Raw genomic sequence first — 25310 nt, 5'->3', positions numbered from 1 at the left:
GTTACTCGGCAGCTGCGCTTTCGGCCAAACTTGTCGCGAAATCGCAAATAGTTTTCAGCGCCGTGGCAAAGCGTTCATCCTCGATCGTCATCGCAACACGGATATGGCCTGCGGCGGCTTTGCCAAAGCTCTCGCCCGGCATCACCGCAATCTCGTGCGTGTCCAGCAGCGCGTTGGCAAAGGCTTCACCGCTGAGCCCGGTCGCACGGATGTCCAGCATCAGGTACATCGCGCCCTGAGCAGGCACCAAACCGATCGTGTTTTGCGCAGAGAGAATCTCGACCGCCAACGCGCGGCGTCGGCGGAAGGGGGCCGCGATCTCTTCTTCGAAATCAGTGCCAGCGTTCAGGGCAAAGCTGGCGGCGTCCTGGATAAATCCGGGCACCCCATACGTGGTATGCGTCGCGAGGTTGATCAGATGTGCAATCACCTCTTCCGGTCCAACGACCCAACCACAGCGCGATCCGGTCATGGCGTGCGACTTGGACATCGAACCAACGACAAGCGTGCGATCAGCCATTTCGGGCAGCGTGCGCGGTGAGATATGTTCTCCGTCCCAGACCTGCGTGTCATAGACCTCATCCGAGATCAGCCAGAGGTCCCGCTTGCGGCAAACCTCGGCGATTCCTTCCAGAGTTTGAAGGGAATAGACCACGCCGGTTGGGTTGTTCGGGGTGTTGATCAACAGAGACACGGCACCGTCCGCTGCTGCGTCGATGTCTTCGGCCCGGGGTTGAAACGCATCCGCGGCCGACGTCTGAATCGCCCGAGCCGTTGCACCCGCACCGCGAATGGTGCCGGGGTAGGTGGCGTAATAAGGATCAAGGTACAGGCCAACATCGCCCGGATCGCAAACAGCCACATGCGCGGCGAACAGCGCAGACTGACCACCCGGAGTGATCAGCACATTGTTGCGGCTGGTGGGAACTCCGGTCCGGGCCTGAACGCGCGCTGCCACGGTGTCGCGCAGAAGATCGTTGCCCGGAACAACAGCGTAGCCTGTGTTGCCTTGCCGTGCCGAAAGATCCATAGCTTCGAGGATGGTTTGATCCGTGCGAATGTCATGCTCGCCAATCGTCAACTCGGTGACTGGATGCCCTTCGCTGATCATACGGCGCGCGCGGTAGAATACATCCCACCCATCGCTGCCGCCCCCGGTCAGTTGAGTAATACGCTGCGACAGTTTCATGGCCCGCTCCGCTCGTGTCTTTCGGCCGACAGGGCCAGAGCCGTCGGAAAAAGTCAATCAGTCTCGGAGCGGTAACGTGGCTTGTAGTTTTTTGGTCAGCGAGGCCCGCACCAAATCATACGACGCGGTCAGCCGGTGGCGCATCTCATCCTCGTCACAATCAAAGGGCAGGCGAATCCAGCTGTGGTGAAAATAGGGGGCTTTGACGCCAACACCGGCATCGATCAGCATCTGGGCGGTCTCGATATCCGCGGTTTTGACCGACACGCCATCATTCGCCGTACCGATACAGGCAAACATCTTGCCTCCGACCTTCCAGGCATCATGACCGCCACCCCAGGGATCCGACAGGTCGGCGCCCGGAAAGGTGCGGCAGATCGAATTGACCAATTCTCGGCTCATGGGCGCTAGGGTGCGCCGTGCGGCATTGAAACTCAAGCCTTGGCTCAATCGGCCCTGCGTGCTATGCGAGACGTCATGAACCGTATGACCTGCATCATTATCTGCTGCATTTCCTGCTGATTTATCAAGCGGGCCGGTTTCTTTCGTTTTCATCTCTGAGACAAGTTGCTAAGCCCGCGCCAACGCGAAAAGCTTTGCCGTTCTTAGGAGCTGACCGATGACGACGATCAAACTGCACAACACCCGGACGCGGACGAAAGAGGATTTCGTTCCGATCGATCCTGAAAACGTGCGGATGTATGTCTGTGGCCCCACGGTTTATGACCGCGCCCACCTCGGTAACGCGCGTCCCGTTGTCGTGTTCGATGTCCTCTATCGGTTGCTGCGACATGTCTATGGCGCGGATCATGTGACCTATGTGCGAAACTTCACCGACGTGGATGACAAGATCAACGCGACTGCTCTGGCGCGACAGAAAGCGGGTGCCGCGGGCACGTTGGAACAGCTGGTACAGGAACGCTCGGATGAGACAATCGGCTGGTATCTGCATGACATGGGCGCTTTGGGCGCGCTTGAGCCTAACGAGATGCCGCGTGCGACGCAGTATATCGACCAGATGATCGCCATGATCGAGGACTTGATCGCCAAAGGCCACGCCTATGCAGCCGAGGGGCATGTTCTGTTCGCTGTGGACAGTTGGAAAAACAAATACGGCGCGCTGTCCGGTCGTTCGGTCGATGACATGATCGCCGGGGCACGGGTCGAGGTGGCGCCATACAAGAAGAACCCGATGGATTTTGTACTTTGGAAACCGTCGACCGATGAGTTGCCGGGGTGGGACAGCCCTTGGGGCCGGGGCCGCCCGGGCTGGCACATCGAATGCTCTGCCATGAGCTATGAGTTGCTGGGCGCTAGCTTTGACATCCATGGCGGTGGCAATGACCTGATGTTCCCGCACCATGAGAACGAGATCGCCCAGAGCTGCTGCGCGCATCCCGAAGGGGGCTTCGCGCGGTACTGGCTGCACAATGAGATGCTGCAGGTCGAGGGCAAGAAAATGTCCAAATCGCTGGGCAATTTCTTTACCGTGCATGACCTGCTGGAACAGGGTGTGCCAGGCGAGGTGATCCGGTTTGTTTTCCTGCAGACCCATTATCGCAAGCCGATGGACTGGACCGAGAAAAAGGCCCGCGAGGCAGAAGCGACGCTGCGCAAGTGGCGGGCGCTGACAGCGGGCATCGAGCCCTCTGCCAGCGCGGCCCCTGCGGTTGTTGCGGCTCTGGGGGATGACCTTAACACGGCAGGGGCCTTGACCGAGCTTCACCGCCTGGCGGCAGAGGGCGATGCGGCAGGGCTGTTGGCCAGTGCGAATGTTCTTGGTCTTTTGTCTGCGGAAATGGGCGCTTGGGCGGACACGGATTCTGTTGATCTGACGTCCCATGCGGACCGTCTGGCCGATGCCCGCGCGGTCGCTATGCAGAGCAAGGATTTCTCGGAAGTTGATCGACTGAAGGCCGCCTATCTTGCGGCCGGTCTGGAAGTTCGCATGAGCAAGGACGGCGTCGAGTTGGTGCCCGGCACCGGGTTCGATGCGGCCAAGTTGGAGGGGGTGTGATGACCAAGACCCGCCTGTATCTCTACGACACCACTCTGCGCGACGGACAGCAGACGCAGGGGGTGCAGTTTTCGACGGCCGAGAAAGTGCAGATTGCGCAGGCTCTGGATGAGTTGGGTGTCGACTACATCGAAGGTGGCTGGCCCGGGGCAAACCCGACGGACAGTGCGTTCTTCGATGCGGCACCAAAGACTTCGGCCAGCCTGACGGCCTTTGGGATGACCAAACGGTCCGGTCGTTCAGCCGAGAATGACGACGTGCTGGCCGCCGTGATGAACGCGGGCACGCAGGCGGTTTGTCTTGTCGGTAAATCGCATGACTATCACGTGACCCACGCGCTTGGGATCTCGTTGGAAGAGAATGTTGAGAACGTGCGGGCCTCGGTCGCGCATATCGTGGCGCAGGGGCGCGAGGCGCTGTTTGATGCCGAGCATTTCTTTGACGGCTATAAGGACAATCCGGCCTATGCGCTGGACGTTTGCCGCGCCGCATTGGAGGCTGGTGCCCGCTGGGTTGTGCTGTGTGACACCAATGGTGGCGCGCTGCCCGCTGAGGTGTCGCGGATCGTCTCCGAGGTGATCGCAGCGGGTTTGCCGGGCGATCGGCTGGGTATCCATACCCATAACGACACCGAAAACGCGGTGGCTTGCTCGCTGGCGGCGGTCGACGCGGGCGCGCGACAGATTCAGGGGACATTGAATGGGTTGGGAGAGCGTTGTGGAAACGCGAACCTGACCGCTTTGATCCCGACACTGGTTCTGAAAGAACCCTATGCTTCGACCTTTGACATTGGCGTCAACGCACAGGCTCTGGCGAGCCTCACACGTGTCAGCCGGATGCTGGACGACATCCTGAACCGGGTGCCCAGCAAACAGTCGGCCTATGTCGGCGCGTCGGCCTTTGCACATAAGGCCGGGCTGCATGCCAGTGCGATCCTCAAGGACCCTACGACTTATGAACATGTAGACCCGGCATCGGTCGGCAACGCACGGGTCATTCCGATGTCGAACCAGGCGGGGCAATCGAACCTGCGTAAACGGTTGACCGAGGCCGGGTTGGCCGTCGAAGCCGGCGATCCCGCCCTTGGCCGAATCCTCGAGCGGATCAAGCTGCGTGAAGCGGATGGATATTCCTACGACACCGCTCAGGCCAGTTTTGAACTGCTGGCGCGGGACGAGTTGGGGCAACTGCCCGAGTTTTTTGAGGTAAAGCGCTACAAGGTCACCGTCGAGCGGCGCAAGAACAAGTACAACAAGATGGTCAGCCTGTCCGAGGCGGTCGTCGTGGTGAAGGTCGATGGTGAGAAAAAGCTGTCGGTCAGCGAGTCGCTGGATGGCGATGGCAGTGACCGGGGGCCGGTGAACGCGCTGGCCAAGGCGCTGGCCAAGGATCTGGGGCAATATTCACGGATACTGGACGACATGCACCTTGTGGACTTCAAGGTGCGCATTACTCAAGGCGGTACCGAGGCCGTGACCCGTGTCATCATCGACAGCGAGGACGGGCAGGGGCGGCGTTGGTCGACCGTGGGCGTCAGCGCGAACATAGTCGATGCCTCGTTCGAGGCGCTTCTGGACGCAATCCACTGGAAGCTGGTGCGCGATTGCGGCCCTCAGGCCGTGGTGGCCGAGTGAGCGGCCCGTTTGATGACGACGTAAAGGCCTGTGCCGCGCTGTTGCACCGGTCCGATCCCGACCGGTTTATGGCGGCGATGGCGGCACCGGTTTCAGTGCGGTCGGTTCTGTTTCCCATCTATGCACTCAATATCGAAATTGCGCGCGCACCTTGGGTCACGCAAGAGCCGATGATCGCTGAAATGCGCCTGCAATGGTGGCGCGACGCGCTGCAAGAGATTGCCGAGGGGCCGACTGTCCGACGGCACGAGGTTGTGACCCCATTGTCGCGCGTGTTGTCACCGCATCTTGCGGCGATGATGGATGAATATGTGGCCGTAAGGCGTTGGGACATCTACCGCGACCCGTTCGAAGATCAGGATCACTTTGACGCCTATATCAACCACAGCGCAGGGACACTGATGGTGGTTTCAGCGCAGGCTTTGGGAACGGCAGACGAAGATGTCCTGCGTGATTTTGGTTATGGGGTTGGTGTCGCCAATTGGCTGCGTGCAATCCCAGACCTTGAGGCGCGCGGGCGTATTCCGTTGCTGGATGGTACGCCCGAGGGCGTGCGGCAGCTGGCCCAAAACGCCTTGGATCGGTTGAACCGGGCCCGGTCGAACCGTATTGCGGTCTCGCCCCAGGCAAGTCCGGCGTTGCATGCGGGGTGGCAGGCCGGAGTGATCCTGAAACAGGCCGTGGCGCGCCCGGATCGAGTGGCGGCTGGGGCGCTTGGCTGTGGCGAGATGCGCCGCAGGCTGTCTTTGATGGCTCAGGTTGTGACGGGGCGCTGGTGACCGTGTCAGGCCGTGCGGGGGCGCATCGTCAGCCACAGCAACGCGCCACCTGCAAGGGTTAGCAGCGGCACCATCGCGACGTTCACCGCAGTCCAGCCATCGACCGGCGAGCCGCCTGAGCAGTTCATCAACCCGCCCGAAGCCAGCGACGCGAAGGTTACGCCGCCGAATACCAAAAGGTCGTTCAAGCCCTGCATCCGACCCCGCTCGCTCACGTCATGGCTGTCGGCCAGCATCGTGGTTGCTCCGATAAAGCCAAAGTTCCACCCGATCCCTAGAAGGATCAGCGCGACAAAGAAGTTGCCCAGTTCGACACCTTGCAAGGCGACGACCCCTGCGGCAGCTAGTATGGCCAGCCCTAGGGCCACGATTTTCTCTACGCCGAAACGTGCGATCAGCTGTCCGGTGAAAAAGCTGGGGATGTACATGGCCAGAACGTGGCTGGTGACCACATCTGCAGCGTCATTGGCGCTGAAACCGCAGCCTACAACCGCCAGAGGGGTCGAGGTCATCACGAGGTTCATCAGCGCATAGGATACCATCGCGCAGATGATGGCGACAGCGATGCGCGGGGTCTTCAGCATCTCAAGGCGCGACCGGCCTTTGGGTGCATCTTCTGCAGGTTTAGGCGGCGTGGGAATATCGAGAAAGAAGAATAGGACCGAACCGATGACGTTTACGGCGATGACGGCCAGATAAGTGCCCAGGAATGGGATCACATAGGCGGTCGAGGTCATCTTGACGATCTGAGGACCGATAATGGCTGCCGCCAGTCCGCCTGCCATGACATAGGAAATCGCCTTTGGCCGGAACGCGTCTGACGCTGTATCGGCGGCGGCGAAACGATAGAACCCGTGCGCGCTCATGTAGATGCCGGTCAACAGACTGCCCAGCAGAAACACCGGGAACGACCCCAAGAATAGTCCGTAGGCCCCAACTACACCGCCGCAAGCGCCGGCGGTGGCTCCGACCAGAAACCCGGCCCGGCGACCCCAGCGCTGCATGATGGCTGAAATCGGGGTTGCCGCCAGCATTGATCCCAGAACGATCAGCGAGATGGGTAGCGTCGCAAGACAGGCATTCGTGGCGAAGGACTGACCGGCCAGCCCTCCGACGATGAAGATCATCGGCATCTGCGCCCCAAGCACGGCTTGGGCGGCCACCAGAACAGTGACGTTTCGTTTGGCCTGGCGGTCGTCCGGGGTGGCGGTGATCATTGTCATGGGGACATGCGTATCGGCGAAAACGATTGTGCACAAGCGGGTTGCATCTGCGGCAAAGCGGCCTAACGTGCCGGTGCGTATTCTGGCCCCGGAGGGCACATGTCCGTTGGACGGATCATCGAAACACCCGACTGCGTTGCGGAAGGGGCCGCATGGTTGGCTGAAACTTGTCCGCGCATGGCTAATGCGATGGATCTGACCGGGCCATTGCCACTGCGCCGCCGCCCGGATGGGTTTGCGCAACTGCTCAGTGCGATTGTCAGTCAGCAGGTGAGTGTGGCGTCGGCCAACGCGATCTGGAAAAGGTTGCAAGAGGCCAAGCTGACCGGCCCGCGCAAAATCATGTGGGCGACTGACGACGATTTGCGCGCAGTCGGGCTGAGCCGGCAGAAGATCCGCTATGCCCGCGCCTTGGCCGAAGCGCGCATTGATTACAAGGCGTTGCGCGTCGCTTCTAATGAAGATGTTGTTGCCATCCTGACCGAGGTGCCGGGTATTGGCGTCTGGACGGCTGAGATCTACGCGATGTTTTCACTGGGCCGTGCAGACGTGATCGCGCCCGGTGATTTGGCCCTGCAAGAGGCCGCGCGCATCCTCTACGACCTGCCGGAACGGCCGACCGACAAACAACTGCGTCAAATGGCTGAGGATTGGTCACCTTGGCGGTCGGTTGCGGCGCGAGTGCTGTGGGCCTATTACCGGGTTGCAAAAGAACGAGAAGGGATCAGATGACACGGGTATTGAATGCGCTCAGAAAAGAGCCGGTTTCGGGCGACACACGCTCGGTCGTGGTGTTCGTGCACGGCTATGGGGCCAATGGTGCCGATTTGCTGGGGCTGGCCGATCCGCTGGGCGAGCATTTGCCGGACACACTGTTTGTCGCGCCGGACGCGCCCGAGCAGATCCCCGGAATGCCGAACGGGTTTCAGTGGTTCCCGATCCCATGGATCGATGGATCGTCCGAGGAAGAGGCGCGCCGCGGCATGGAAATGGCGGTCGAGGATTTCAACGCATTTCTTGATGCGCTGATGGTCGATGAGGATGTGCTGCCCGAACAGGTTGTTCTTTTCGGTTTCAGTCAGGGTACAATGATGAGCCTGCATGTTGCTCCGCGCCGCGAGGACCCGATTGCGGGGATCGTTGCCTTCTCGGGCCGCCTGTTGGAACCAGACCTGCTGCCGGATGAAACCGTAAGCCGGATGCCAGTTCTTCTGGTGCATGGTGACATGGACGACGTGGTGCCGCCGCAGTCACTGCCCGCAGCGGCAGAAGCCTTGCAGGCCGCCAAGTTTCAGGAAGTCTATGCCCATGTCATGAAGGGCACCGGCCATGGTATTGCCCCGGACGGCCTGAGCGTCGCGCTCGCTTTCATGCGCGACAAGTTGAGCCTGTAACGATGATCGCGGTCCGCCCCATGATGCCAGAGGATGTGGCAGTCGCCTGCCAGATCCTCAACGATATCATAGCGATCGGCGGGACAACCGCGTTTGAAACTCCGTTCTCTGAGGCGTTGTTTGCTCAGGTCTATCTGAGCGGAGCAGACAAGATTTGTTGCCACGTCGCCCTGGACGATCAGGGCGAGGTGGCCGGTTTTCAATGGCTGGGCACCCATGACGACCTGCCCGAGGACTGCGCCGATATTGCTACGTTCACGCGACGTGCGCCGTTGTTGAAGGGGGCAGGGCGCGCTTTGTTTGCAGAGACTGCGACTCGTGCGGCAGCCCTTGGGTTTGCTGCGATCAATGCCACCATTCGGGCCGATAATCGGATGGGGCTGAGCTACTATGACAAGATGGGTTTTCGCGATTACTCGGTCGCGTACGGCGTCGCCTTGCGCGACGGGACACCCGTCGACAGAATTTCCAAACGGTTCGAGTTGAAAAAGGGCAGGTCATGCTGATTGTCACAGGAACAGTCGAAGTGTCGCCGGATGGCGTAGAAAAAGCTGTGGCAGCGGCGAAGCGCATGGTTGCGGAAACTTTGAAAGAGCCCGGCTGTCTGATCTATGAGTTCAGCCAGATCCTCGGACACGCAAACCGGTTCCGCGTGTATGATGAGTGGCAGGACCAAACCGCGCTTGAGGCACATTTCATCACCCCGCATATGGCCGAGTTTCAGGCTGTTTTGGGTGAAGTCGGCGTCACCTCCAGCGAGATTTACCGCGTTGTGGGCGGTGAGAAGCTGCCGCTGTGATAGGACGTCAGTCCCACAAGTGGCCTTCGGCGAACTCGACCGAATTTCCAGAGGGGTCTCGGATATACAGTGATCGCGCGCCATTTGGCCAATCGAACTCGGCCTCGACAGGTACGTTCCATTCAAGCAGGTGTTTGCGCATCTCTTCGATCTGATTTCTCGACAGGGTCATACAAACGTGCCCCGGTCCGCGCGCGCCATGCGGCGGAACCGGCAGGTCCGGGTTCCCCGGCGGCTGTTCTGTTTCGTCGGCATTGAAGAGCAACAACACTGCTGCTCCAACCCGATAAAACACATGCCGGTTTGCGACGCGCTGGATTCGCTCAAGGGCGAGGATGTCCCCATAGAACTTCTCGGCCGCGTCCAGATCATCCACATAAAGCGCGGCTTCCAGGATGCCCTCGGGCGGCGGTATGGTCCGGGTGACCTTCATGCCTTAACCCTATCACAATCCGGCGTTTTCGTCACCTGCGCGGGCGGCGATCCCGTTTGCGTTGCGGCGCGGAATTGAGTGCGGGTGCGGGCAAGCTGTCCCATTGGCCGGGTTCCAGCCCGTCCAGTGTCCAATCGCCGATGCGCGCTCGGATCAGACGCAGGGTTGGATGGCCGACAGCTGCAGTCATGCGCCGAACCTGCCGATTGCGGCCTTCGCGCAGCGTAAGCTCAATCCAGCAATCAGGCACCGTCTGCCGTACTCGGATCGGAGGGTTACGCGGCCACAGCCCCTCGGGTTCGTCGATCAAGCGGGCCTTGGCTGGACGCGTCACCCCATCCTTCAGCTCGACCCCGTCGCGCAATGCTTTGAGAGAGGCTGCGTCGGGCAGGCCTTCGACCTGAACCCAATAGGTTTTCGCCATCTTGTGCTTGGGGTCAGAGATCTGTGCCTGAAGCTTCCCGTTGTCGGTCAACAGCATCAGTCCTTCGCTGTCGCGATCCAACCGCCCGGCGGGATACACACCGGGCAGGTCAATGAAATCCGACAAAGTGCTGCGCGGCGAATCCGCGTTTGCGCGGTCGGTGAACTGCGGCAGCACGTCGAAGGGTTTGTTGAATCGAATGAACCAGCTCATGACCTCGCCATAGCCCGCGGGCCACACTGGTGCAACCTGTGGATAACTGTCACGTGCCTGTTACGGATTCGGCTTACCCAGTCTGCGACATATTGTGGAAACTCAGGGCTTGTCAGAGTTTTAACACGATATATAGTTATCTTAAGGCCGGGGCGGGTGTTCCCCGCTCTGATGTCAAAAACGGGCAGAGCAGAGCGAGGAGCGATTCTGATATGGATGGAGACTTCAGGACCGAATTTGTCAGGGAACCCGGTGCGCTAAAGCATCATCCGGCATTGGTTTTGAACGCCGATTATCGCCCCTTGTCTTATTACCCACTGTCCCTGTGGCCCTGGCAAGAAGCGATCAAGGCGGCCTGGTTGGATAGGGTGGACATTGTGGCTGAGTACGACGAGGTCGTCCGAAGCCCGAGTACCGAGATCCGAATACCGTCGGTCGTTGTTCTCAAAGACTATGTAAAACCCAGAAAGCGCGTGGCCTTCACGCGCTTTAATTTATTTCTGAGGGACGAATTCCGCTGTCAGTACTGCGGAAGCCGTGGAGATCTGACCTTTGACCACGTGGTTCCCCGTGCCGCGGGTGGCGTGACCAGTTGGCAGAATGTGGTTGCGGCTTGCAGCCCCTGCAACCTCAAGAAAGGTTCTAAATCGCTGCGTCAGGCGGGGATGACCCTGCGCAAGCCTCCGCGTCAGCCCGATGCCGAGGCGTTGCGGAATATCGGCCGCAAGTTCCCGCCGAACCACCTGCACGACAGCTGGATCGACTTTCTTTACTGGGATGCGGAACTGGACGAGCTTTAATCTCTATTTGGCGCGGAATGCGGCCAGCCAGACCAGAACCAGACCAGCCGAGATGAGGGCGTTCCACCCGGCCATGGAAAGGCCGAACATCTCCCAAGGGATCTCGTCGCAGCGGACCAGTGGCGCGGACATAATCTGATCCATCAGTTCTTGTGTCGAAAGACCACCGATATCGCCCGACGTGCAACTGCTGGGGCCTTCCCACCATTTCTGCTCGACCCCAGCGTGGAACACGCCAATCCCGGCTGTGACCATGGCTGCCATTGCGCCCAAAAGGGGCAGGGGGCGAATCCCAGGGAAGGCAAAAGCCAGCACGCCAATCACGACTGCCGCGCCGTGTGGATAGCGTTGCCAGATGCACATTTTGCACGGGGCCATGCCACCCAGATGCTGGAAGCCCCAAGCCCCCAGCAATAGTGCAGCCGAGCCACCGGCAGCGATCAGGATCAGGAATCTCTTCCGTGTCATAGGTACCTCACCGCCAAGAACCCGCCGAACAGCAGGATGACAAACAGAGTAAACATAAGACCCAGACGCTTTTCGATGAAGACGCGAATGGGCTCGCCAAAGCCCCAAAGCAGGCCTGCGACGATAAAGAACCGAAGCGCGCGCGCCAGAATCGACGTGGCGATGAACGTGCCCAAGGGCATGCCCGTCCAGCCTGACATGATGGTGACAACCTTGTACGGGAAAGGCGTGACTCCAGCGCCCAGCACTGCCCAAAAGCCAAAATCGTTGAACTTGGTGTTGAACTGCTCCATGGCTTCCGCTTTGCCCATGGATTCAAGGATGGGCTGGCCGATGCTCTCATAGAAGAACGCACCGATGGCGTATCCCAGCAGTCCACCCAGAACCGAAGCGACCAGTGCAACCGATGCAATCAACCACGCGCGCGAGGGGCGTGCAATGATCATGGGAATCATCAGAACATCTGGGGGGATCGGAAAGAACGAGCTTTCGATGAATGCCACGATGGCCAAAGCCCAAAGGGCATGCGGGTGTTCGGCCAGACGAATGGTCCAGTCATAGAGTGATCGCAACATCCGGTGCTAAAATCCCAGTCTCGTGTTGAGCCAGCCAAACCATGTGGCTGACAGGCCGTCAACAGGACGGAGGTAAAACAAACTGAATATCGGTTGTTTTTTGCCTCTGGACCTTCCTGAACTTGGACGCTAATCCAGTGTTCGTGGCCCAAGTGGCGGAATGGTAGACGCAGGGGATTCAAAATCCCCCGCCTTCACGGGCGTGAGAGTTCGAGTCTCTCCTTGGGCACCACATCGCATCTATCGACTAGTGTGATCGGCAGTTTCAGTGTGGTGCGGTCACGGATCAGGTCGCATGGCAAGCCAGACCAAAAAGCCGATATAGGCGAAAACGCTGAGGTTGAGCGCGGTGTCAATGAATTGGCCGCTCATGTTCTACCCTCCCGCCTGAGGCTCTTGAACAAGCAGATCACCAGGATCGGTACGATAAAGACGAAGGCGATCGCTGACAGTGCGATGATGGACCTGACCAATGATATGTCACCGACCAAAATCATCGCCAGACCCAATGCCCCAAGGATGATGCCCCAGATCGTTCTAAGCCTGGGCGAAGGGTTGTCATCCCCGTCAGCGCCTATCATTGCAAGGGTGAAGCCTGCGCTGACGACGCTGGTGACCACGAACAGGAACGCCGCCACGATAGTTGCGGTTCGCGTTATCGGATCCAGCGGAAATCGTTCAAGCAGGGCAAATGTGGTGGCGTCCAGGTTTTCAGCGTTGACGGCGGACAATGCTCCGTCCTGCCGCAGCGCATCGAAAAAGCCCAGACCTCCGAACACGCCGAACCACAGGATGGAAAACAGGGTAGGCGTGACGACGACTCCGATCAGGAATTCGCGGATCGTGCGCCCGCGTGAAATCCGGGCGATGAAGATGCCGACAAAGGGTGACCAGGCCAACCACCAGATCATGTAATTCAGCGTCCAGCCCTGAAACCAGCCGACCAGAATGTCGTCAAAAAACTCGGCTGTCGAAAATCCTGCAGGCAGGACGCCGAACAGGTAACGTCCAAATCCGGTGACGATGCCGTCCATCAAGTAGGACGTTGGGCCTAGCACCAAAAGATAGACCATCATCCCAACTGCGATCAGCATCGCGGCATTCGAGAGCCGGGCCATCCCGTCGCTCAGGTCGCGTCGCAGGGGGATGATGAATGCGATGCACAGCAAAACGAAGACAGGCAGGGTCAGAACGCTAGGGGAGTCGACGCCGATCAGCCCTGCCAATCCGGTCTGGATCTGAAAGACGCCCATTGCCAAAGACCCTGCCAGCCCGACGGCGATGGCCACGATCGAGAGCAGGTCGAAAAGCCAGCCCATTGCTCTGGTCCAGCGGGCCTCGCCCAATGCGTCCAGAACCGGGGCGCTTAGCAATAAGGTGCGGCCGCGGCGATAGGCGAAATAGGCGATGACCAGACCGACAATTCCGTAGATGGCCCAAGCGTGGAAACCCCAGTTCAGATAGGTCACGAACATGGCCTGGCTGGCTGCCCTGGCGTCTGGGCTGTATTGGCGGAGAACTTCGTAATGGGTCAGGGGTTCCGCCGCCCCGTAAAACAGCAGCCCGACGCCCATTCCAGCGGCAAACAGCATTGCGATCCATGCAGGGGTCGAGAATTCGGGCTCTGCGGTGTCGGGGCCAAGGCGAATGTCTCCGAACCGCGACAGGGCAAGGTATAGGGACACAAACAACAGCGCGCTAACCTCGAGCATGATGAACCAGCCACGACTGCTGAACTGTGTCGCCACGGCCGCGGCCGCGATACGGCCCAGCCCGTGTGGGTCGGCGATACCCCAGGCCGCGATGGCCGCGCTGATCGCCAGGGCGATCACAAGCATCGGGCTGGGAGATTTTCCGTCCACGGTCCAGAGCCCTTTCGTTCGGTCCTTTGAAGCACTTGGTCGTGGCACTGAGCCTAGATTGTGACTTTTAAAGTTTCAAAGTGTTTATGCGTGGTTAGCGAACGTGAACCGGCTCGGTCCAAGCCTGTCGCACCGATTGGTGCCAAAACCCGTGTTTAAAGGGGGGAAAGTTTCGGAAACGTCTTCACATCTGCCGATCCGCGCTGTCTGGCCCGGTGCGGGGGTTGACAAGCGGAGTGTCTGAATGAAACGTCAAATATGTTGGGAGACTTTTGATTTTCAGATGCTTGACCCGTTGCAAGACGGGCGCGCTTGCCGTACCGGCAAGGTCCCTGGACGGGGGCCGCTGATCGGTTTCTCATCCACAATAAGAATTGGGAGTTCTCAAAAATGAAAAACAGCAGCAAGCTTAGCCTGGGCGCGGTCGTAACTGCCGCACTTATGGCTCCGGCCGCTTATGCAGAAGAATTCATCACCATCGGTACCGGCGGCGTGACCGGCGTTTACTATCCGACTGGTGGCGCGATCTGCCGTCTGGTGAACAAAGGCCGCAAAGAGCACGGCGTGCGTTGCTCGGTCGAGTCGACCGGTGGTTCGGTCTACAACATCAACACCATTCGCGAAGGCGAGCTGGAGTTCGGTGTTGCGCAGTCCGACTGGCAGTACCACGCCTATAACGGCAGCTCGAAATTTGAAGAGGCTGGCCCCTTCGAAAACCTGCGCGCCGTTTTCTCGGTACATCCTGAGCCGTTCACCGTTGTTGCGCGTGCCGACTCCGGCATCACCAACTTCGAAGACCTGAAGGGCAAGCGCGTCAATATCGGCAACCCCGGTTCCGGTCAGCGCGGCACCATGGAGGTTCTGCTGGGCGAAATGGGTTGGTCCACCGATGATTTCGAACTGGCGACCGAGCTGAAGGCGGCTGAACAGTCGGCGGCTTTGTGCGACAACCAGATCGACGCAATGGTCTACACCGTTGGTCACCCGTCGGGTTCGATCCAGGAAGCCACCACCGCATGTGACTCGGTTCTGGTGAACGTCAGCGGCGAAGCCGTAGACAAGCTAGTCAACGACAACTCGTTCTACCGCACCGCAACCATCCCCGGTGGCATGTATCGCGGTTCGGATGGCGACACCTCGACCTTTGGTGTTGGCGCGACCTTCGTGACTTCGGCAGACGTGTCGGAAGATGCGGTTTATGCAGTTGTCAGCTCGGTCTTCGAGAACTTCGATGACTTCAAAAAGCTGCACCCGGCATTTGCCAACCTCAAGCCCGAAGAAATGATTGCAGACGGCCTGTCGGCTCCGCTGCATCCGGGCGCCGAGAAGTACTACAAAGAAAAAGGCTGGATTCAGTAAGCCAGACCTGACGCAGGGTGCCTACGGGCGCCCTGCAACCCAAGCCCGAATAAATCGGGTGGATTAGAAGGCCGAAAAGGCCGCGACGGGGAGACATTTCATGAGTTCCGACACACAATCCAATCGTCCGCTATCCGAAGAAGAACTACAGGACCTTGTAGCCTCGTCCGATGCGGGTGGACGCAATCCGGTCGGCAATGTCGGAGTATTTCTGGCCGTCGTCGCCGCAATCTGGTCGATTTTTCAGGTCGTGTTGGCCTCACCCCTTGCGAATTACGTGCTGCCCGGCAGCATCGTGAACAACGCGCGACAGTTCCATCTGGCCTTTGCGATGTTCTTGGCCTTTGCGGCCTATCCGGCGTTGAAGTCAAGCCCACGCGATCACATCCCGATTCAGGATTGGATCATGGGCCTTCTGGGCGCGTTTGTCGCGCTGTACGGCTATTTCTTCTACCAAAAGATCGTCGATGCGGGTGGTCTTGCGGATGACACAGACAAATGGGTCGCATTGCTTGGCCTGCTATTGCTGTTCGAGGCCGCGCGGCGCGCGCTTGGCCCGGCAATGGCGATCATTGCGACGATCTTCCTGGCTTATGTTTTCTTCGGCTCATCCGATTGGGTGCCCGAGGTGATCCGCTGGAAAGGCGCGAGCCTGAAAAAGGCGATGAGCCATATGTGGATCACGTCCGAGGGCGTGTTTGGTATCGCGCTTGGCGTATCCACGAAATTCGTGTTCCTGTTCGTGCTGTTCGGAGCCTTGCTCGATAAGGCCGGAGCAGGGAACTACTTTATCAAAATGGCATTTGGCGCACTGGGCCACCTGCGCGGTGGTCCGGCCAAAGCGGCCGTTGTGGGCTCGGCGGCGACCGGCCTGATCTCGGGCTCGTCCATCGCCAACGTTGTCACCACCGGCACATTCACCATCCCGCTGATGAAGCGCGTTGGGTTCAGCAGTGAGCAGGCGGGATCGGTTGAGGTTGCCAGTTCGGTGAACGGCCAGATCATGCCCCCCGTTATGGGTGCTGCTGCCTTCCTGATGGTGGAATATGTGGGCATCTCCTATGTCGAGGTGATCACCCACGCCTTCCTGCCGGCGGCGATCTCTTACATCGCGCTGGTCTACATCGTGCACCTTGAGGCGGTTAAGCGGAACATGCCCACGCTGGGCGACCGCGACGTGCATCTGGCACGGACCGTTGTGGGGATGCTGTCCTTCTTCCTGGTTTTTGCTGGCCTCTGTTACGGCTCGCAATTCCCGGTCGAAGCAGTGACCAATTGGGTGCCGTCCATGGCCGGTCTGATCCTCAGCCTGATCGTCTGCGCTGTTTACGTGGTGCTGCTGAAGCTGGCCGCAACCGTGCCGGACCTTGAGCCGGACGATCCAAACGCGAAAGAGGTGCAACTGCCCGTCATCGCGGAGATCTATAAAGCCGGTCTACACTATCTGCTGCCGATCATCGTGCTGGTCTACTTCCTGATGATCGAACAGAAATCGCCCGGCCTGTCCGCCTTCTGGGCGACGGCACTGTTGTTCGTGATCCTGCTGACGCAGAAACCGCTCAAGGCGATCTTCCGCGGGCAAAGCAACGTCTACAACACCTTCATCGATGGCGTTGCCGACCTGTGGCAGGGCCTGATTGACGGCGCGCGCAACATGATCGGGATCGCTCTGGCCACGGCCACGGCCGGCGTGATCGTGGGCACCGTGACCCTGACCGGTGTGGGGCAGGTAATGGCCGATCTGGTCGAGTTCCTGTCGGGCGGCAATCTGATCCTGATGCTGGTGATGGTCGGCCTGCTCAGCTTGATCCTTGGCATGGGCCTGCCGACCACCGCGAATTACATCGTGGTCAGCTCGCTGATGGCGGGTGTGGTTGTCGAACTGGGCGCGCAGAGCGGGTTGATCGTGCCGCTGATCGCGGTGCACCTGTTCGTGTTCTATTTCGGGATCATGGCGGACGTGACTCCGCCGGTTGGGCTCGCCAGTTTTGCAGCGGCCGCTGTATCGGGTGGCGATGCGATCAAGACGGGCTTTACGGCGTTCTTCTACTCGCTGCGCACCGTTGCCTTGCCGTTCGTGTTCATCTTCAACACCGACCTGCTGCTGATCGATGTAACCTGGATCGAGGGGATAACAGTGGCGATATTTGCCACCATTGCCATCCTGGTCTTTACCGCAGGTACAATGGGTTACTTCCTGACCCATAGCCGTATCTACGAAAGCGTCGCGCTGATCTTTGTGGCCTTTGCCCTGTTCAGGCCGGATTTCTTCATGGACCGGATTTCTCCACCCTTCACCTCGGTCGAGCCGTCTGCCTTTGTCGAGACGATAGGGCAAACACCACCGGGCACCGAAGTGCGGATGGTGATCAGCGGGCCGGACTTCGACACGCTGGAAATGACGGACACCACAGTCGTCGTGCCTGTTGGCAGCGAAGAAGGTGGCCAAGCGCGCGTTGATGCGATGGGTCTGTTGCTGATCGAAGAAGACGGGTTGGTCAAACTTGAAGAACCGATGTTTGGATCCCCGGTTGCCGACGATCTGGACATCTTTGACTACTATGGGGATGAGGCCGTGCGCCTGACCTCGGTCAGCCTGCCGTCCAGCCAGCCGCCGAAGCAGCTGATCTACATTCCGGCAATGCTGTTGCTGGGTCTGATCGCTTTCCTGCAACGCAGCCGTGCCGCCAGAAAAGAAGAGGTGCCCGCATGACAAACGCTGTTCTTTGTGCTGTCGACATCAGCAATGGTGATCTTGATTCACCGGTTCTGAAAAAGGCGGCTGCGCTGGCAGATCAAGAGAACGCACAGCTGGATGTGGTGACCGTCCTGCCGGATTTCGGAGAAAGCTGGGTGTCCGGCTTTTTCGAAAGCGATTTCCACGACAAGGCGATGGAAGAGGCGCATTCTAAGCTGGCCGAGATGTGTGTCGCAACCGTCGGGGCCGAGCGGAACCAAAAGATCCGACATGTGGTCGCAACGGGCACTGCCTATCAGGAAATCCTAAAAACCGCAGAAAGCGCAGGCAGCGATCTGATTGTGATCGGGGCGCACAAACCGGACTTCAAGGATTACTTGCTGGGCCCGAATGCCGCGCGTGTGGTGCGGCATTCGAACGTCTCGGTCTACGTGGTGCGCTGAGGTTACTCGGCCAGGCCAAGGGCGCACAGGTGCTCAAAGCCCGGCAAAACGTCTTTGCTGTCACGCAATTCCAGCACCAGCCGTGCTTGGGGCGCACAGTCAACCAGCGCCTCAAAAACCGGCTGCCAATTGACGCTGCCCTGACCGGGGCGCCAATGGCGGTCGGCATAGCCGTCTGCGTCCTGCAGGTGCACATGGGCAAGTTTATCGGCAGCGGCCCGAACGTAGTAGTCGACCGGCGGCGCGCCGTTTGAGCCATGCGCATAGTGCGCATGTCCGGTGTCCAGCGAAACGCGCACATATTTCGAACCGAAGCTTTCGGCTAAATCGACGCGATAGGTCGGGTCAATGTCTTCGATGTTTTCGATCACCAACTCGACACCGTGCGTCTGGGCGCGCTCGACAATCGGGTTCATGGTTTCATGCACCCGTAACATTTGGTTTTGCCGAGCGTTGAGGGTCATGTTCAGGTTGTTGTGGTCCCATGTGGTGTAAGGGGAATGCACAACCATTTGCGTCGCCCCCAAGCGCGTTGCGACGTCCAACCCCTGGTTAATTCGTTTCTGGATAACAGCGCGGATTTCTGGGTCACGGCAATCTAAGGGCAGGTCATAAAACGGCCCGTGGATGCCAAGTCGCCCGGTATATCCCGTGAGGGCGGATTTCGCCATTTCTATCAGAGGGTCAGCCGCGTCTCCGAGATTATCAGGGAGCAGAAAATCCTGAATCTCCAGGTCGCGCTGCCCGTCGATCAACCAGTCCCGATGCGCTGCCAGATCAGCAACCATCAGCGCCGCGCCTACTTTCAGTTTGGTCATGAAATCTTTGCCCTTTCTTGGTCGCCGCCTTGATAGAGCCGGCGTGTGACAGAAGGGCGACAGGGGATCAGTAACCGGTCATTTCAAGGTATCCCCGGCCTGAATGGCTGCCGCTGATCTGGACCGGGCCTTCCCAGTACTCGAATCGAGTGGCCATCCACGCGTCGGGCACCAGCGCCGAGACTTCGACGTCCAGATTGCGGTAGGGCAGAGTGACGCGCCACGTTATGGGGACGTCGCGGCCAGCGACCGGGGCAGTGGCAAGGGGTTCGAAAGCGACCGAGCCGTCAGGGATTGCAGTTGTTGTGCCATCGGCAGCGATCCACGTGGCTGCCGTGAAGTCTCCGCGGTCTCCGCGCAGACGAAAGGCCATCATCTTGTCACCCTCATCAAAGCTGAGCGAAAACCAATCCCACCCGCTTTGATCCGCGGCCAAAGGCTGCGAGGACCATTCGCGATCCAACCAGCCTTGCCCGGTGACCTCGACTTCGCCATCTGGAAGACGCAGAACGCCTTCGACCTGATAGAACGGCTGGGAATAGTAATAGCTGGCCTGACCATCTGCGGATTTAACCGAGTAGCCATCCTGACCGTGAAACACCAGCGGCCCCTGGGCGTCGAGCTTGAGGTCATAGCCAAAATCAGCGCCATTCGCCGACAGGATGACGTTGTTCGGGTCCGGGCCGCGCATATGCCATTCATCAATCCATGCTTCAAAAGGCGCAGCCGTTACCCCGGCCTGACCGATCCCACCACGCGAGAGACGTTCTGCAAAATAGTGCTTGTCCGGCGTGGTTACAGCCGCGTGCCCCATCCAGATCTGGGGGCTTTGCCAACCGCCTGTCTCCTCTGGCTTCAACGCCGACCGAAATAACGTCCACTGAATGCCATAATCGCGCCCGTCCTCGCCCTTGAGGTTTGCGGTCAGGTACCACCACTCGATCCGATAGGCTGGATGGGGGCCGTGATCCTGAGGGAACTGAAACTGATAGCCGGCCTGCGGCACCGCGAACCCTTCGGCAGAGCCGCCAAGACCGGCGTAACCTTGAGCGCGGGCAAATCCGGGCAGGGCGAGCACGAGGATGAGAAACCAGACCTTAACGTTCATTGGCGAAAACCCTCAATAAATCCGCTGGCGGCAGGCGCAGCAGGCGGGCGGCGGGCAGGGCGGCTGCGACGGCAGCGGCCAGCAGGGTCAGACCGAAAAGATAGATCCAATCAGCCGGGAACAGGAACATGGGCAGGCGCCAGCCAAAGGCCTCAACATTGATGACGGCCAGCAGGGTCCAGGCCAACGCCAGACCCAGCGGCAATGCCAAAACCGCGGTCATCGCGGCCAGCAAAACACTGCGCAACAGCTCAAGCCGGGCTAGTTCGGCACGCGTAAGCCCCAGCGCCCAGACAGGCGCAATTTGCGGCAAGCGTTGGGTCCACAAGGTAAGCAGACTGGTCAGGATGGCAAACCCTGCAACACCCAGCGTCAGGATATTCAGGGCCGAGGTTACCACAAATGTCTTTTCAAATACGGCCATCGACTGTGCCTTTAGCGCCGCCTGTTGGATGACGGCGCGCGGCGGCAGGTCGAATTGCTCACGCAGCCTCTGCGTCTTTTCGGTCGCGCGATCCGGGTCCATACGAATACCAAACCGCCGCGTTTCAGCGCCCGGAGCGATCGCATCCAGTTGCGGCATCGACACGATGGCTTGGCCTGTCGGGTTGCCATAGTCGGAATAGACCCCGGCGATGGGCAATGTGACGGACTGGGTCAGCGCCAGGGTATCGCCGGGCCAAAGGTTCTCGCGACGCGCGAGCTGTTCGTTGATCAACACGGCAGATCCGTCAAGGACTTGATCCCAAACGCCGTCCACCGAGGCGATCAGAGGCCATTTCTCGCGATAGGTCTCGTCGTCGATAATGCCATAGAGGAACAGCGGTCCTGATGAATGCGCCAGCTCGACATTGCGGATCGGAAGAACTGCATTCACCTGCGGGGCCAACCATTCTGCGATCCGCAGCCCTTGCTGGTCATCGTTTGCGGTCACATAGACTTCGGACGTCAGGCGTTGGTCCAGCCAACCTGTAAAGGTCAACCGAAAGCTGGAAACCATTGTGCCTACACCGATATTCGCGGCCAGAGCCAGCAGCAAGGCCATCAAGGCCAGCGACAGTCCGGGCAATTGCGCGCGCATGTCTGACCAGACCCATTGCGCAACGGGCCCCTTTGCGACGCGTTGCATCAGGATCAGTACACGCGACAACAGATAGGGCAGCACCAGCGCGGCCCCGACCAGCAGCCCACCGACCATGATGAAACCTGCAACCAATCCTCCTATCAGCAGCAGGGCCAGTACTCCGCCCGCAATAGCAGCTAAGCCTGCAAGTGCGACAAGCCAGTTGCCCGAGGCCGCGCTGCGCCAGGCCTGCAGCCCCGCTCCGCTGAGGATTGGCATCCGGGACAGGCGATACAAGGCATGCCCACTGGCCAGAAAGGTGCCGCCCAAGGCCATGGCTAGCCCGGCCAATGCCCATTGCGGTTGCAGGGTAATCTGACCGCTCACCGGCGCGCCGTAGAGCCCGCGCAGCGTTGCCGCGACATCCGGCAGCAGCGCGCCTGCCAGAAAGAAGCCCAGCACCAGACCCAATACCCCGCCGATGATAGCAAGGATCGAAAGTTCGGCCATGATCAGCCAGACCAGTCGCCGCATCGAGACCCCCAGCGCGCGCAAGGTACGGATCATCCCCCGTCGTTGGGCAAAGGCCAGCCCGACTGTGCCATGCACGATGAAGAGGCCGACCGCGAATGAGAGTAAGCCAAAGGCGGATAGGTTGAGGTGGAAACTGTCTGTCAACTGGGCTGTATCCAGCTGTGATGCTGCGGCGACGCGCTGTAAGCCCGGTGCGATCTCGGACAGCGGAGGAACAGAGCCCGGTTGTCCAGGTAAAATGATCAGGCGCGAGATCTCTCCGGGCCGGTCCAGCAGAACCTCTGCTACGCCAATATCGGTGAGGATCAGGTCGGGCGGTAAGGAATTGCTAATCAGGACTGGCGGTAAGCCCGGTTGGGTGGACAGCAGGGGCTGCACTTCCGGAGTGGTCAGCAATCGGCCCGGCGCGGTCAGCAGATCGGCAGGGTCCGGGGGCGTCTCGCTTTGTTCAACCTCGGCGACCGCGGGCAGCGCGGGATAGGCGACAAAGTCGACACCCAAAAGTCGTAGGGTACGCCCATTGACCCGCAAGGGACCTTCCAACACCGCCGCGACCTGCCAGCCCGCCCGCCGCAACGCGACGTATTGCGACAGGGGGATTGCGCCACTTGCGTTGTGCAACTCGTCATATTGGCCCAGAGCCAACTGATCGGCGGCGCGCTCGTAGCTGGCGCGCGCCTCTGCGTTGATGGCCTGCACCGCCGACCAAAGCCCGGTCGCCAAAGCAAGGCCAATCAACAGCGTCGCCAGTTGCAGCCGATGCGCCCGCCAATGCGACGCCAGCGCCTGAATGACGGCCAGTGTCATGCGATGTGCCCACCCGACAGGTGCACGCGGCGATCAAGACGCCCCGCAATCTCGGCAGAGTGCGTGACCAACAGCAAAGCGGCGCCAGTGTCCGCGACCAAAGACAGCATCAGGTCCAGCACCGTTGCACTGGCGGTTTCATCCAGGTTCCCTGTTGGCTCATCCGCCAACAGCAGTTTCGGTCGGGCGGCCATGGCGCGACCGATGGCGACGCGTTGCTGCTGACCACCCGAGAGATTCTCGGGGTAGCGTTGCAGCAAGTCGGACAGACCCAGCCGCTGGGCCAGATGCGCGCTCCATTCGGGGTCGTGGCATCCCGCAAGCCGGGCATGAAAGGACAGGTTCTGATCTACGGTCAAAGACGGGATCAGGTTGAACTGCTGAAACACCAAGGATAGCGCGCTTCGGCGCAATGCCGCGCGCCCCGGATCATCCAATTGCGACAGGGCTGTGCCATCCAGAGTGATTTCTCCGCCATCCACGGTGTCGAGGGCCGCCGCCAGGTTCAGCAGAGTGCTTTTGCCGCTGCCACTTTCGCCGGTCAGGGCCAGCGTCTGCCCACGATCCAATGTCAACGACACGTCGCGCAATACCGGGCGTCCGCCGGGATAGGATTTCTGAACCCTGTCAAATGTCAGAAGCATGTTGGTCCCCATTTTCAGTAGGATTTGCAACAGTTTCGCCGACTGTCCAGTGGTGACAATGGATCGGTTCCTTTCGCCGCACTCTGCCCGGATCGGGGCGGGTTGTGTCACAGGCCTGCGCGGGTCATTGTGGCACTGTTTGTGGTCATTAGAAATCAGGATGAAAAAACATGACCTTGTCGCAGCAAATCCTTTGGGGCAGCTTGTTTCTGGGGCTGTGCTTTCTGGTCGAGATCATCCTGCTGACCCTGTGCACCGTCATGATAAACAAGCTGATCGAACGATGGGAGAACAAGGGCGTCATCTTGGCGACAGCGGGTCCGATTGCGACCGCGCTGGCCTTCATCGTTCTGACCCACACCATTCAGGTCTGGATCTGGGCGATCGTCTGGGTCATGTACGACGTTCTGCCGGATTGGAACACGGCGCTGTATTTCTCATTGGTGTCGTTCACAACGCTCGGCTACGGCGACATCGTACTGGGCGAGGATTTGCGGATATTCGGCACCTTCGCGGCGGTCACGGGTCTGTTGGCGTTTGGTTTGTCTACCGCCTACATGGTCGCCCTGATGACCCGCGTGTTTCAGGAACGGTTCATGTCCTAAAGGATCGGCGCGAACAGCCGCGCTAGCGGTGCACCGAGGCGGATATGGACCGGTTGCTGCGCAAGCGTGCGTGATAACTCATAGCTGTTTGCAAAATCGTCCTCCAGCATCGCGGCAAGGGCGGCCGCGGCCTGCGCATCAAAGAACAGCGCCATAGCCTCGAAATTCAAACGAAAAGATCGATTGTCCAGGTTGGTAGTCCCGACAGCCGCCAGTGCGTCATCAACCAGGAATACTTTCTGGTGCAAGAAGCCGTCAGTATAGCGCAAGACCTGCGCGCCGCAGGCTCGGATTTCATCGAAATAGGCAAAGGCAGCCAACCAGGGCAAGCGGTGGTCGATAGTATCTGGCACAAGGATACGCACATCAACGCCGCGCATGGCGGCATGTTTCAGGGCCGTCATAATGTCGATATCAGGCACGAAGTAGGGCGATGCGATCCAGATTCTGTGCTGCGCCTCGGTGATGGCGGCAAAGAACATCATCGCCCCGGTTTCGGTCTCGTCCCCCGGTCCGGTCGCCACCAGCAAAGCGTTCATGTCCTGATCGGATACCGTACCGGCCCAGTCCAACTGGTCGATCAGATCTTCTTCATGTGCCCAGTGCCAATCCTCGATGAAAATGAGCTGCAATTGCCGAACGATATGGCCGGTCATCTTGATATGTGTGTCGCGCCAGCGCCCGAAATGCGGGTCTTGGCCCAGATACTCGACCCCCACATTATGCCCACCGATAAAGCCCGTCTCACCGTCGATGATGACCGTCTTGCGGTGATTTCGGTAATTCAGCTGAAACCGGAATTTCGGCCCGCGCTGCTCGCTGGGGTCCACGACCGCGATACCGGCGTCACGCATTTCCTCGATATATTCGGTGGTCAGGGCATAGCTGCCTACTGCGTCCATCATGAACCGGACGCTGACACCACGTTTGGCTGCTGCGATCAGTTTGTCTTTAAGCTGCTGACCCAGCGCATCGTCCCGCACGATGTAGAACTGAATGAGAACGTAAACCTGTGCCGCGTCGATGGCCTCGAAAATCGCGTCGAATGTGGCCTGCCCATCGACCAGCAACTCGGCCCCGTTCCCGCGCGAGACGGGCATGTGTGCCAGTGCCTCGAAGGGGCGCGGGTTGATCAGCATCTTATCTGCGTTCGGTTTCGAGTAGTCAGCGAAGGTTTTGATCCCTTCGACCACGCGCTGGCTTTCCTTCCGAGCGATCCGATAGCCGCGGAACCGGTGGTGCCCCAGAAACAGATATAGCGGCACGCCGAACACCGGAGCAGCGATCAGAAAGACCACCCAACCGACCGCACCCTGAGGGGTTCGCGCGGTTTGGGCCGCGCGAACCGCGAAGACAATTGCCGTGGCATAAAGCGCAAAGACGGATACGGAAACAAGCAATGTCCACATGGGGTTATCGGA

Annotated in this window: 25 protein-coding genes and 1 tRNA gene; 13 read left to right on the top strand and 13 right to left on the bottom strand. The window is 59.6% G+C overall.

Annotation, left to right across the window (positions count from 1 at the left end):
* Position 1: 1 nt before the first annotated feature.
* Entirely contained in the window at positions 2–1189 is a 1188-nt protein-coding gene (locus ACR0MV_RS02910) for a pyridoxal phosphate-dependent aminotransferase (protein WP_170424584.1), read from the bottom strand.
* A 57-nt stretch (positions 1190–1246) separates the two neighbouring features.
* Positions 1247–1591, bottom strand: a complete 345-nt coding sequence (locus ACR0MV_RS02905; RefSeq protein ID WP_480700919.1) for an MmcQ/YjbR family DNA-binding protein — start codon at positions 1589–1591, stop codon at positions 1247–1249.
* 217 nt (positions 1592–1808) lie between these two features.
* Here ACR0MV_RS02905 and cysS point away from each other — a divergent pair, with 217 nt between their 5' ends.
* From cysS to ACR0MV_RS02890, 3 genes are read left to right on the top strand one after another with little or no spacing between them, the layout of a single operon-like run.
* Positions 1809–3206 (top strand): cysteine--tRNA ligase, encoded by a 1398-nt coding sequence (gene cysS / locus ACR0MV_RS02900; RefSeq protein WP_170424589.1) that lies wholly within the window; start codon positions 1809–1811, stop codon positions 3204–3206.
* The gene (cimA, locus tag ACR0MV_RS02895) at positions 3206–4840 is read left to right on the top strand and encodes a citramalate synthase (RefSeq protein ID WP_170424591.1); all 1635 of its coding nucleotides are present in this window, start codon (positions 3206–3208) and stop codon (positions 4838–4840) included. Before cysS ends, cimA begins: the two co-directional genes overlap by 1 nt.
* Complete coding sequence (locus ACR0MV_RS02890) at positions 4837–5619, top strand: squalene/phytoene synthase family protein (RefSeq protein ID WP_480700918.1); 783 nt, start codon at positions 4837–4839, stop codon at positions 5617–5619. Before cimA ends, ACR0MV_RS02890 begins: the two co-directional genes overlap by 4 nt.
* 5 nt (positions 5620–5624) lie before the next feature.
* Here ACR0MV_RS02890 and ACR0MV_RS02885 read toward each other — a convergent pair whose 3' ends face one another.
* The gene (locus ACR0MV_RS02885; RefSeq protein WP_480700917.1) at positions 5625–6842 is read right to left on the bottom strand and encodes an MFS transporter; all 1218 of its coding nucleotides are present in this window, start codon (positions 6840–6842) and stop codon (positions 5625–5627) included.
* Positions 6843–6941: 99 nt separating this feature from the next.
* On the opposite strand from ACR0MV_RS02885, the gene ACR0MV_RS02880 reads away from it, so the two are divergent.
* Genes ACR0MV_RS02880 through ACR0MV_RS02865 form a run of 4 tightly spaced genes read left to right on the top strand, consistent with a single transcriptional unit; the run spans position 6942 to position 9035 of the window.
* On the top strand, positions 6942–7574 hold the full coding sequence (locus ACR0MV_RS02880) for a DNA-3-methyladenine glycosylase family protein (protein WP_480700916.1): 633 nt from the start codon (positions 6942–6944) through the stop codon (positions 7572–7574).
* Positions 7571–8236 (top strand): alpha/beta hydrolase, encoded by a 666-nt coding sequence (locus ACR0MV_RS02875; protein WP_480700915.1) that lies wholly within the window; start codon positions 7571–7573, stop codon positions 8234–8236. The genes ACR0MV_RS02880 and ACR0MV_RS02875 overlap by 4 nt, the downstream gene beginning before the upstream one ends.
* Positions 8237–8238: 2 nt before the next feature.
* Positions 8239–8742: an N-acetyltransferase family protein gene (locus ACR0MV_RS02870; RefSeq protein WP_480700914.1), complete on the top strand. Its 504-nt coding sequence runs from the start codon at positions 8239–8241 to the stop codon at positions 8740–8742.
* Positions 8736–9035: a putative quinol monooxygenase gene (locus tag ACR0MV_RS02865; protein WP_480700913.1), complete on the top strand. Its 300-nt coding sequence runs from the start codon at positions 8736–8738 to the stop codon at positions 9033–9035. The genes ACR0MV_RS02870 and ACR0MV_RS02865 overlap by 7 nt, the downstream gene beginning before the upstream one ends.
* Positions 9036–9042: 7 nt before the next feature.
* Here ACR0MV_RS02865 and ACR0MV_RS02860 read toward each other — a convergent pair whose 3' ends face one another.
* Complete coding sequence (locus tag ACR0MV_RS02860) at positions 9043–9468, bottom strand: VOC family protein (protein ID WP_480700912.1); 426 nt, start codon at positions 9466–9468, stop codon at positions 9043–9045.
* 31 nt (positions 9469–9499) lie between these two features.
* Entirely contained in the window at positions 9500–10105 is a 606-nt protein-coding gene (locus tag ACR0MV_RS02855; RefSeq protein WP_480700911.1) for an rRNA large subunit pseudouridine synthase E, read from the bottom strand.
* 212 nt (positions 10106–10317) lie between these two features.
* Here ACR0MV_RS02855 and ACR0MV_RS02850 point away from each other — a divergent pair, with 212 nt between their 5' ends.
* Positions 10318–10905 (top strand): HNH endonuclease, encoded by a 588-nt coding sequence (locus ACR0MV_RS02850; RefSeq protein ID WP_170424606.1) that lies wholly within the window; start codon positions 10318–10320, stop codon positions 10903–10905.
* A 3-nt stretch (positions 10906–10908) separates the two neighbouring features.
* Here the strand turns inward: ACR0MV_RS02850 and ACR0MV_RS02845 are convergent, their stop codons facing one another.
* Entirely contained in the window at positions 10909–11373 is a 465-nt protein-coding gene (locus ACR0MV_RS02845; protein ID WP_480700910.1) for a disulfide bond formation protein B, read from the bottom strand.
* A complete protein-coding gene (locus ACR0MV_RS02840) occupies positions 11370–11948 on the bottom strand; it encodes a YqaA family protein (RefSeq protein ID WP_480700909.1) in 579 nt (192 codons plus the stop codon). The genes ACR0MV_RS02845 and ACR0MV_RS02840 overlap by 4 nt, the downstream gene beginning before the upstream one ends.
* A gap of 146 nt (positions 11949–12094) precedes the next feature.
* On the opposite strand from ACR0MV_RS02840, the gene ACR0MV_RS02835 reads away from it, so the two are divergent.
* Positions 12095–12180: transfer RNA gene (locus ACR0MV_RS02835), tRNA-Leu, on the top strand.
* 136 nt (positions 12181–12316) lie between these two features.
* On the opposite strand, the gene ACR0MV_RS02830 is transcribed toward ACR0MV_RS02835, so the two are convergent.
* Positions 12317–13786, bottom strand: coding sequence for a BCCT family transporter (locus ACR0MV_RS02830; RefSeq protein WP_480700908.1), 1470 nt, complete (start codon positions 13784–13786; stop codon positions 12317–12319).
* A gap of 414 nt (positions 13787–14200) precedes the next feature.
* Here ACR0MV_RS02830 and ACR0MV_RS02825 point away from each other — a divergent pair, with 414 nt between their 5' ends.
* The 3 genes from ACR0MV_RS02825 to ACR0MV_RS02815 all read left to right on the top strand — a co-directional run bounded on the left by ACR0MV_RS02825 (position 14201) and on the right by ACR0MV_RS02815 (position 18310).
* A complete protein-coding gene (locus tag ACR0MV_RS02825; RefSeq protein ID WP_170424614.1) occupies positions 14201–15169 on the top strand; it encodes a TAXI family TRAP transporter solute-binding subunit in 969 nt (322 codons plus the stop codon).
* Positions 15170–15269: 100 nt separating this feature from the next.
* The gene (locus ACR0MV_RS02820; protein WP_480700907.1) at positions 15270–17882 is read left to right on the top strand and encodes a TRAP transporter permease; all 2613 of its coding nucleotides are present in this window, start codon (positions 15270–15272) and stop codon (positions 17880–17882) included.
* The gene (locus tag ACR0MV_RS02815) at positions 17879–18310 is read left to right on the top strand and encodes a universal stress protein (RefSeq protein ID WP_170424618.1); all 432 of its coding nucleotides are present in this window, start codon (positions 17879–17881) and stop codon (positions 18308–18310) included. The genes ACR0MV_RS02820 and ACR0MV_RS02815 overlap by 4 nt, the downstream gene beginning before the upstream one ends.
* 2 nt (positions 18311–18312) lie before the next feature.
* Here ACR0MV_RS02815 and ACR0MV_RS02810 read toward each other — a convergent pair whose 3' ends face one another.
* From ACR0MV_RS02810 to ACR0MV_RS02795, 4 genes are all read right to left on the bottom strand, one after another.
* Positions 18313–19128 (bottom strand): sugar phosphate isomerase/epimerase family protein, encoded by an 816-nt coding sequence (locus ACR0MV_RS02810; RefSeq protein WP_480700906.1) that lies wholly within the window; start codon positions 19126–19128, stop codon positions 18313–18315.
* Between the two features lie 67 nt (positions 19129–19195).
* Positions 19196–20236, bottom strand: a complete 1041-nt coding sequence (locus ACR0MV_RS02805) for a lipocalin-like domain-containing protein (protein WP_480700905.1) — start codon at positions 20234–20236, stop codon at positions 19196–19198.
* Positions 20226–22640, bottom strand: a complete 2415-nt coding sequence (locus tag ACR0MV_RS02800; RefSeq protein ID WP_480700904.1) for an ABC transporter permease — start codon at positions 22638–22640, stop codon at positions 20226–20228. The genes ACR0MV_RS02805 and ACR0MV_RS02800 overlap by 11 nt, the downstream gene beginning before the upstream one ends.
* On the bottom strand, positions 22637–23284 hold the full coding sequence (locus ACR0MV_RS02795; RefSeq protein WP_170463565.1) for an ABC transporter ATP-binding protein: 648 nt from the start codon (positions 23282–23284) through the stop codon (positions 22637–22639). Before ACR0MV_RS02795 ends, ACR0MV_RS02800 begins: the two co-directional genes overlap by 4 nt.
* Before the next feature lie 170 nt (positions 23285–23454).
* On the opposite strand from ACR0MV_RS02795, the gene ACR0MV_RS02790 reads away from it, so the two are divergent.
* Entirely contained in the window at positions 23455–23889 is a 435-nt protein-coding gene (locus tag ACR0MV_RS02790; RefSeq protein ID WP_170424628.1) for an ion channel, read from the top strand.
* On the opposite strand, the gene cls is transcribed toward ACR0MV_RS02790, so the two are convergent.
* Positions 23886–25298, bottom strand: a complete 1413-nt coding sequence (gene cls / locus ACR0MV_RS02785) for a cardiolipin synthase (RefSeq protein ID WP_480700903.1) — start codon at positions 25296–25298, stop codon at positions 23886–23888. The genes ACR0MV_RS02790 and cls overlap by 4 nt on opposite strands.
* Between the last annotated feature and the right edge of the window lie 12 nt (positions 25299–25310).

The sequence above is a fragment of the Ruegeria sp. BC3 genome, assembly GCF_056539265.1.
The sequence above is the reverse complement of the archived record's forward strand: the minus strand, read 5'-3'. Positions and strand labels throughout refer to the sequence as shown.

Excerpts from the sequence above, each read along its gene's own strand:
- ACR0MV_RS02805 (WP_480700905.1), bottom strand. The coding sequence starts at position 20,236 with ATGAACGTTAAGGTCTGGTTTCTCATCCTCGTGCTCGCCCTGCCCGGA.
- ACR0MV_RS02905 (WP_480700919.1), bottom strand. The coding sequence starts at position 1,591 with ATGAGCCGAGAATTGGTCAATTCGATCTGCCGCACCTTTCCGGGCGCC.
- ACR0MV_RS02850 (WP_170424606.1), top strand. The coding sequence starts at position 10,318 with ATGGATGGAGACTTCAGGACCGAATTTGTCAGGGAACCCGGTGCGCTA.
- ACR0MV_RS02860 (WP_480700912.1), bottom strand. The coding sequence starts at position 9,468 with ATGAAGGTCACCCGGACCATACCGCCGCCCGAGGGCATCCTGGAAGCC.
- ACR0MV_RS02790 (WP_170424628.1), top strand. The coding sequence starts at position 23,455 with ATGACCTTGTCGCAGCAAATCCTTTGGGGCAGCTTGTTTCTGGGGCTG.
- ACR0MV_RS02820 (WP_480700907.1), top strand. The coding sequence starts at position 15,270 with ATGAGTTCCGACACACAATCCAATCGTCCGCTATCCGAAGAAGAACTA.
- ACR0MV_RS02825 (WP_170424614.1), top strand. The coding sequence starts at position 14,201 with ATGAAAAACAGCAGCAAGCTTAGCCTGGGCGCGGTCGTAACTGCCGCA.
- cls (WP_480700903.1), bottom strand. The coding sequence starts at position 25,298 with ATGTGGACATTGCTTGTTTCCGTATCCGTCTTTGCGCTTTATGCCACG.
- ACR0MV_RS02840 (WP_480700909.1), bottom strand. The coding sequence starts at position 11,948 with ATGTTGCGATCACTCTATGACTGGACCATTCGTCTGGCCGAACACCCG.
- ACR0MV_RS02795 (WP_170463565.1), bottom strand. The coding sequence starts at position 23,284 with ATGCTTCTGACATTTGACAGGGTTCAGAAATCCTATCCCGGCGGACGC.
- ACR0MV_RS02865 (WP_480700913.1), top strand. The coding sequence starts at position 8,736 with ATGCTGATTGTCACAGGAACAGTCGAAGTGTCGCCGGATGGCGTAGAA.
- ACR0MV_RS02870 (WP_480700914.1), top strand. The coding sequence starts at position 8,239 with ATGATCGCGGTCCGCCCCATGATGCCAGAGGATGTGGCAGTCGCCTGC.
- ACR0MV_RS02815 (WP_170424618.1), top strand. The coding sequence starts at position 17,879 with ATGACAAACGCTGTTCTTTGTGCTGTCGACATCAGCAATGGTGATCTT.
- ACR0MV_RS02880 (WP_480700916.1), top strand. The coding sequence starts at position 6,942 with ATGTCCGTTGGACGGATCATCGAAACACCCGACTGCGTTGCGGAAGGG.
- ACR0MV_RS02910 (WP_170424584.1), bottom strand. The coding sequence starts at position 1,189 with ATGAAACTGTCGCAGCGTATTACTCAACTGACCGGGGGCGGCAGCGAT.
- ACR0MV_RS02800 (WP_480700904.1), bottom strand. The coding sequence starts at position 22,640 with ATGACACTGGCCGTCATTCAGGCGCTGGCGTCGCATTGGCGGGCGCAT.
- ACR0MV_RS02885 (WP_480700917.1), bottom strand. The coding sequence starts at position 6,842 with ATGACAATGATCACCGCCACCCCGGACGACCGCCAGGCCAAACGAAAC.
- ACR0MV_RS02855 (WP_480700911.1), bottom strand. The coding sequence starts at position 10,105 with ATGAGCTGGTTCATTCGATTCAACAAACCCTTCGACGTGCTGCCGCAG.
- ACR0MV_RS02845 (WP_480700910.1), bottom strand. The coding sequence starts at position 11,373 with ATGACACGGAAGAGATTCCTGATCCTGATCGCTGCCGGTGGCTCGGCT.
- cimA (WP_170424591.1), top strand. The coding sequence starts at position 3,206 with ATGACCAAGACCCGCCTGTATCTCTACGACACCACTCTGCGCGACGGA.
- ACR0MV_RS02875 (WP_480700915.1), top strand. The coding sequence starts at position 7,571 with ATGACACGGGTATTGAATGCGCTCAGAAAAGAGCCGGTTTCGGGCGAC.
- cysS (WP_170424589.1), top strand. The coding sequence starts at position 1,809 with ATGACGACGATCAAACTGCACAACACCCGGACGCGGACGAAAGAGGAT.
- ACR0MV_RS02810 (WP_480700906.1), bottom strand. The coding sequence starts at position 19,128 with ATGACCAAACTGAAAGTAGGCGCGGCGCTGATGGTTGCTGATCTGGCA.
- ACR0MV_RS02830 (WP_480700908.1), bottom strand. The coding sequence starts at position 13,786 with ATGCTTGTGATCGCCCTGGCGATCAGCGCGGCCATCGCGGCCTGGGGT.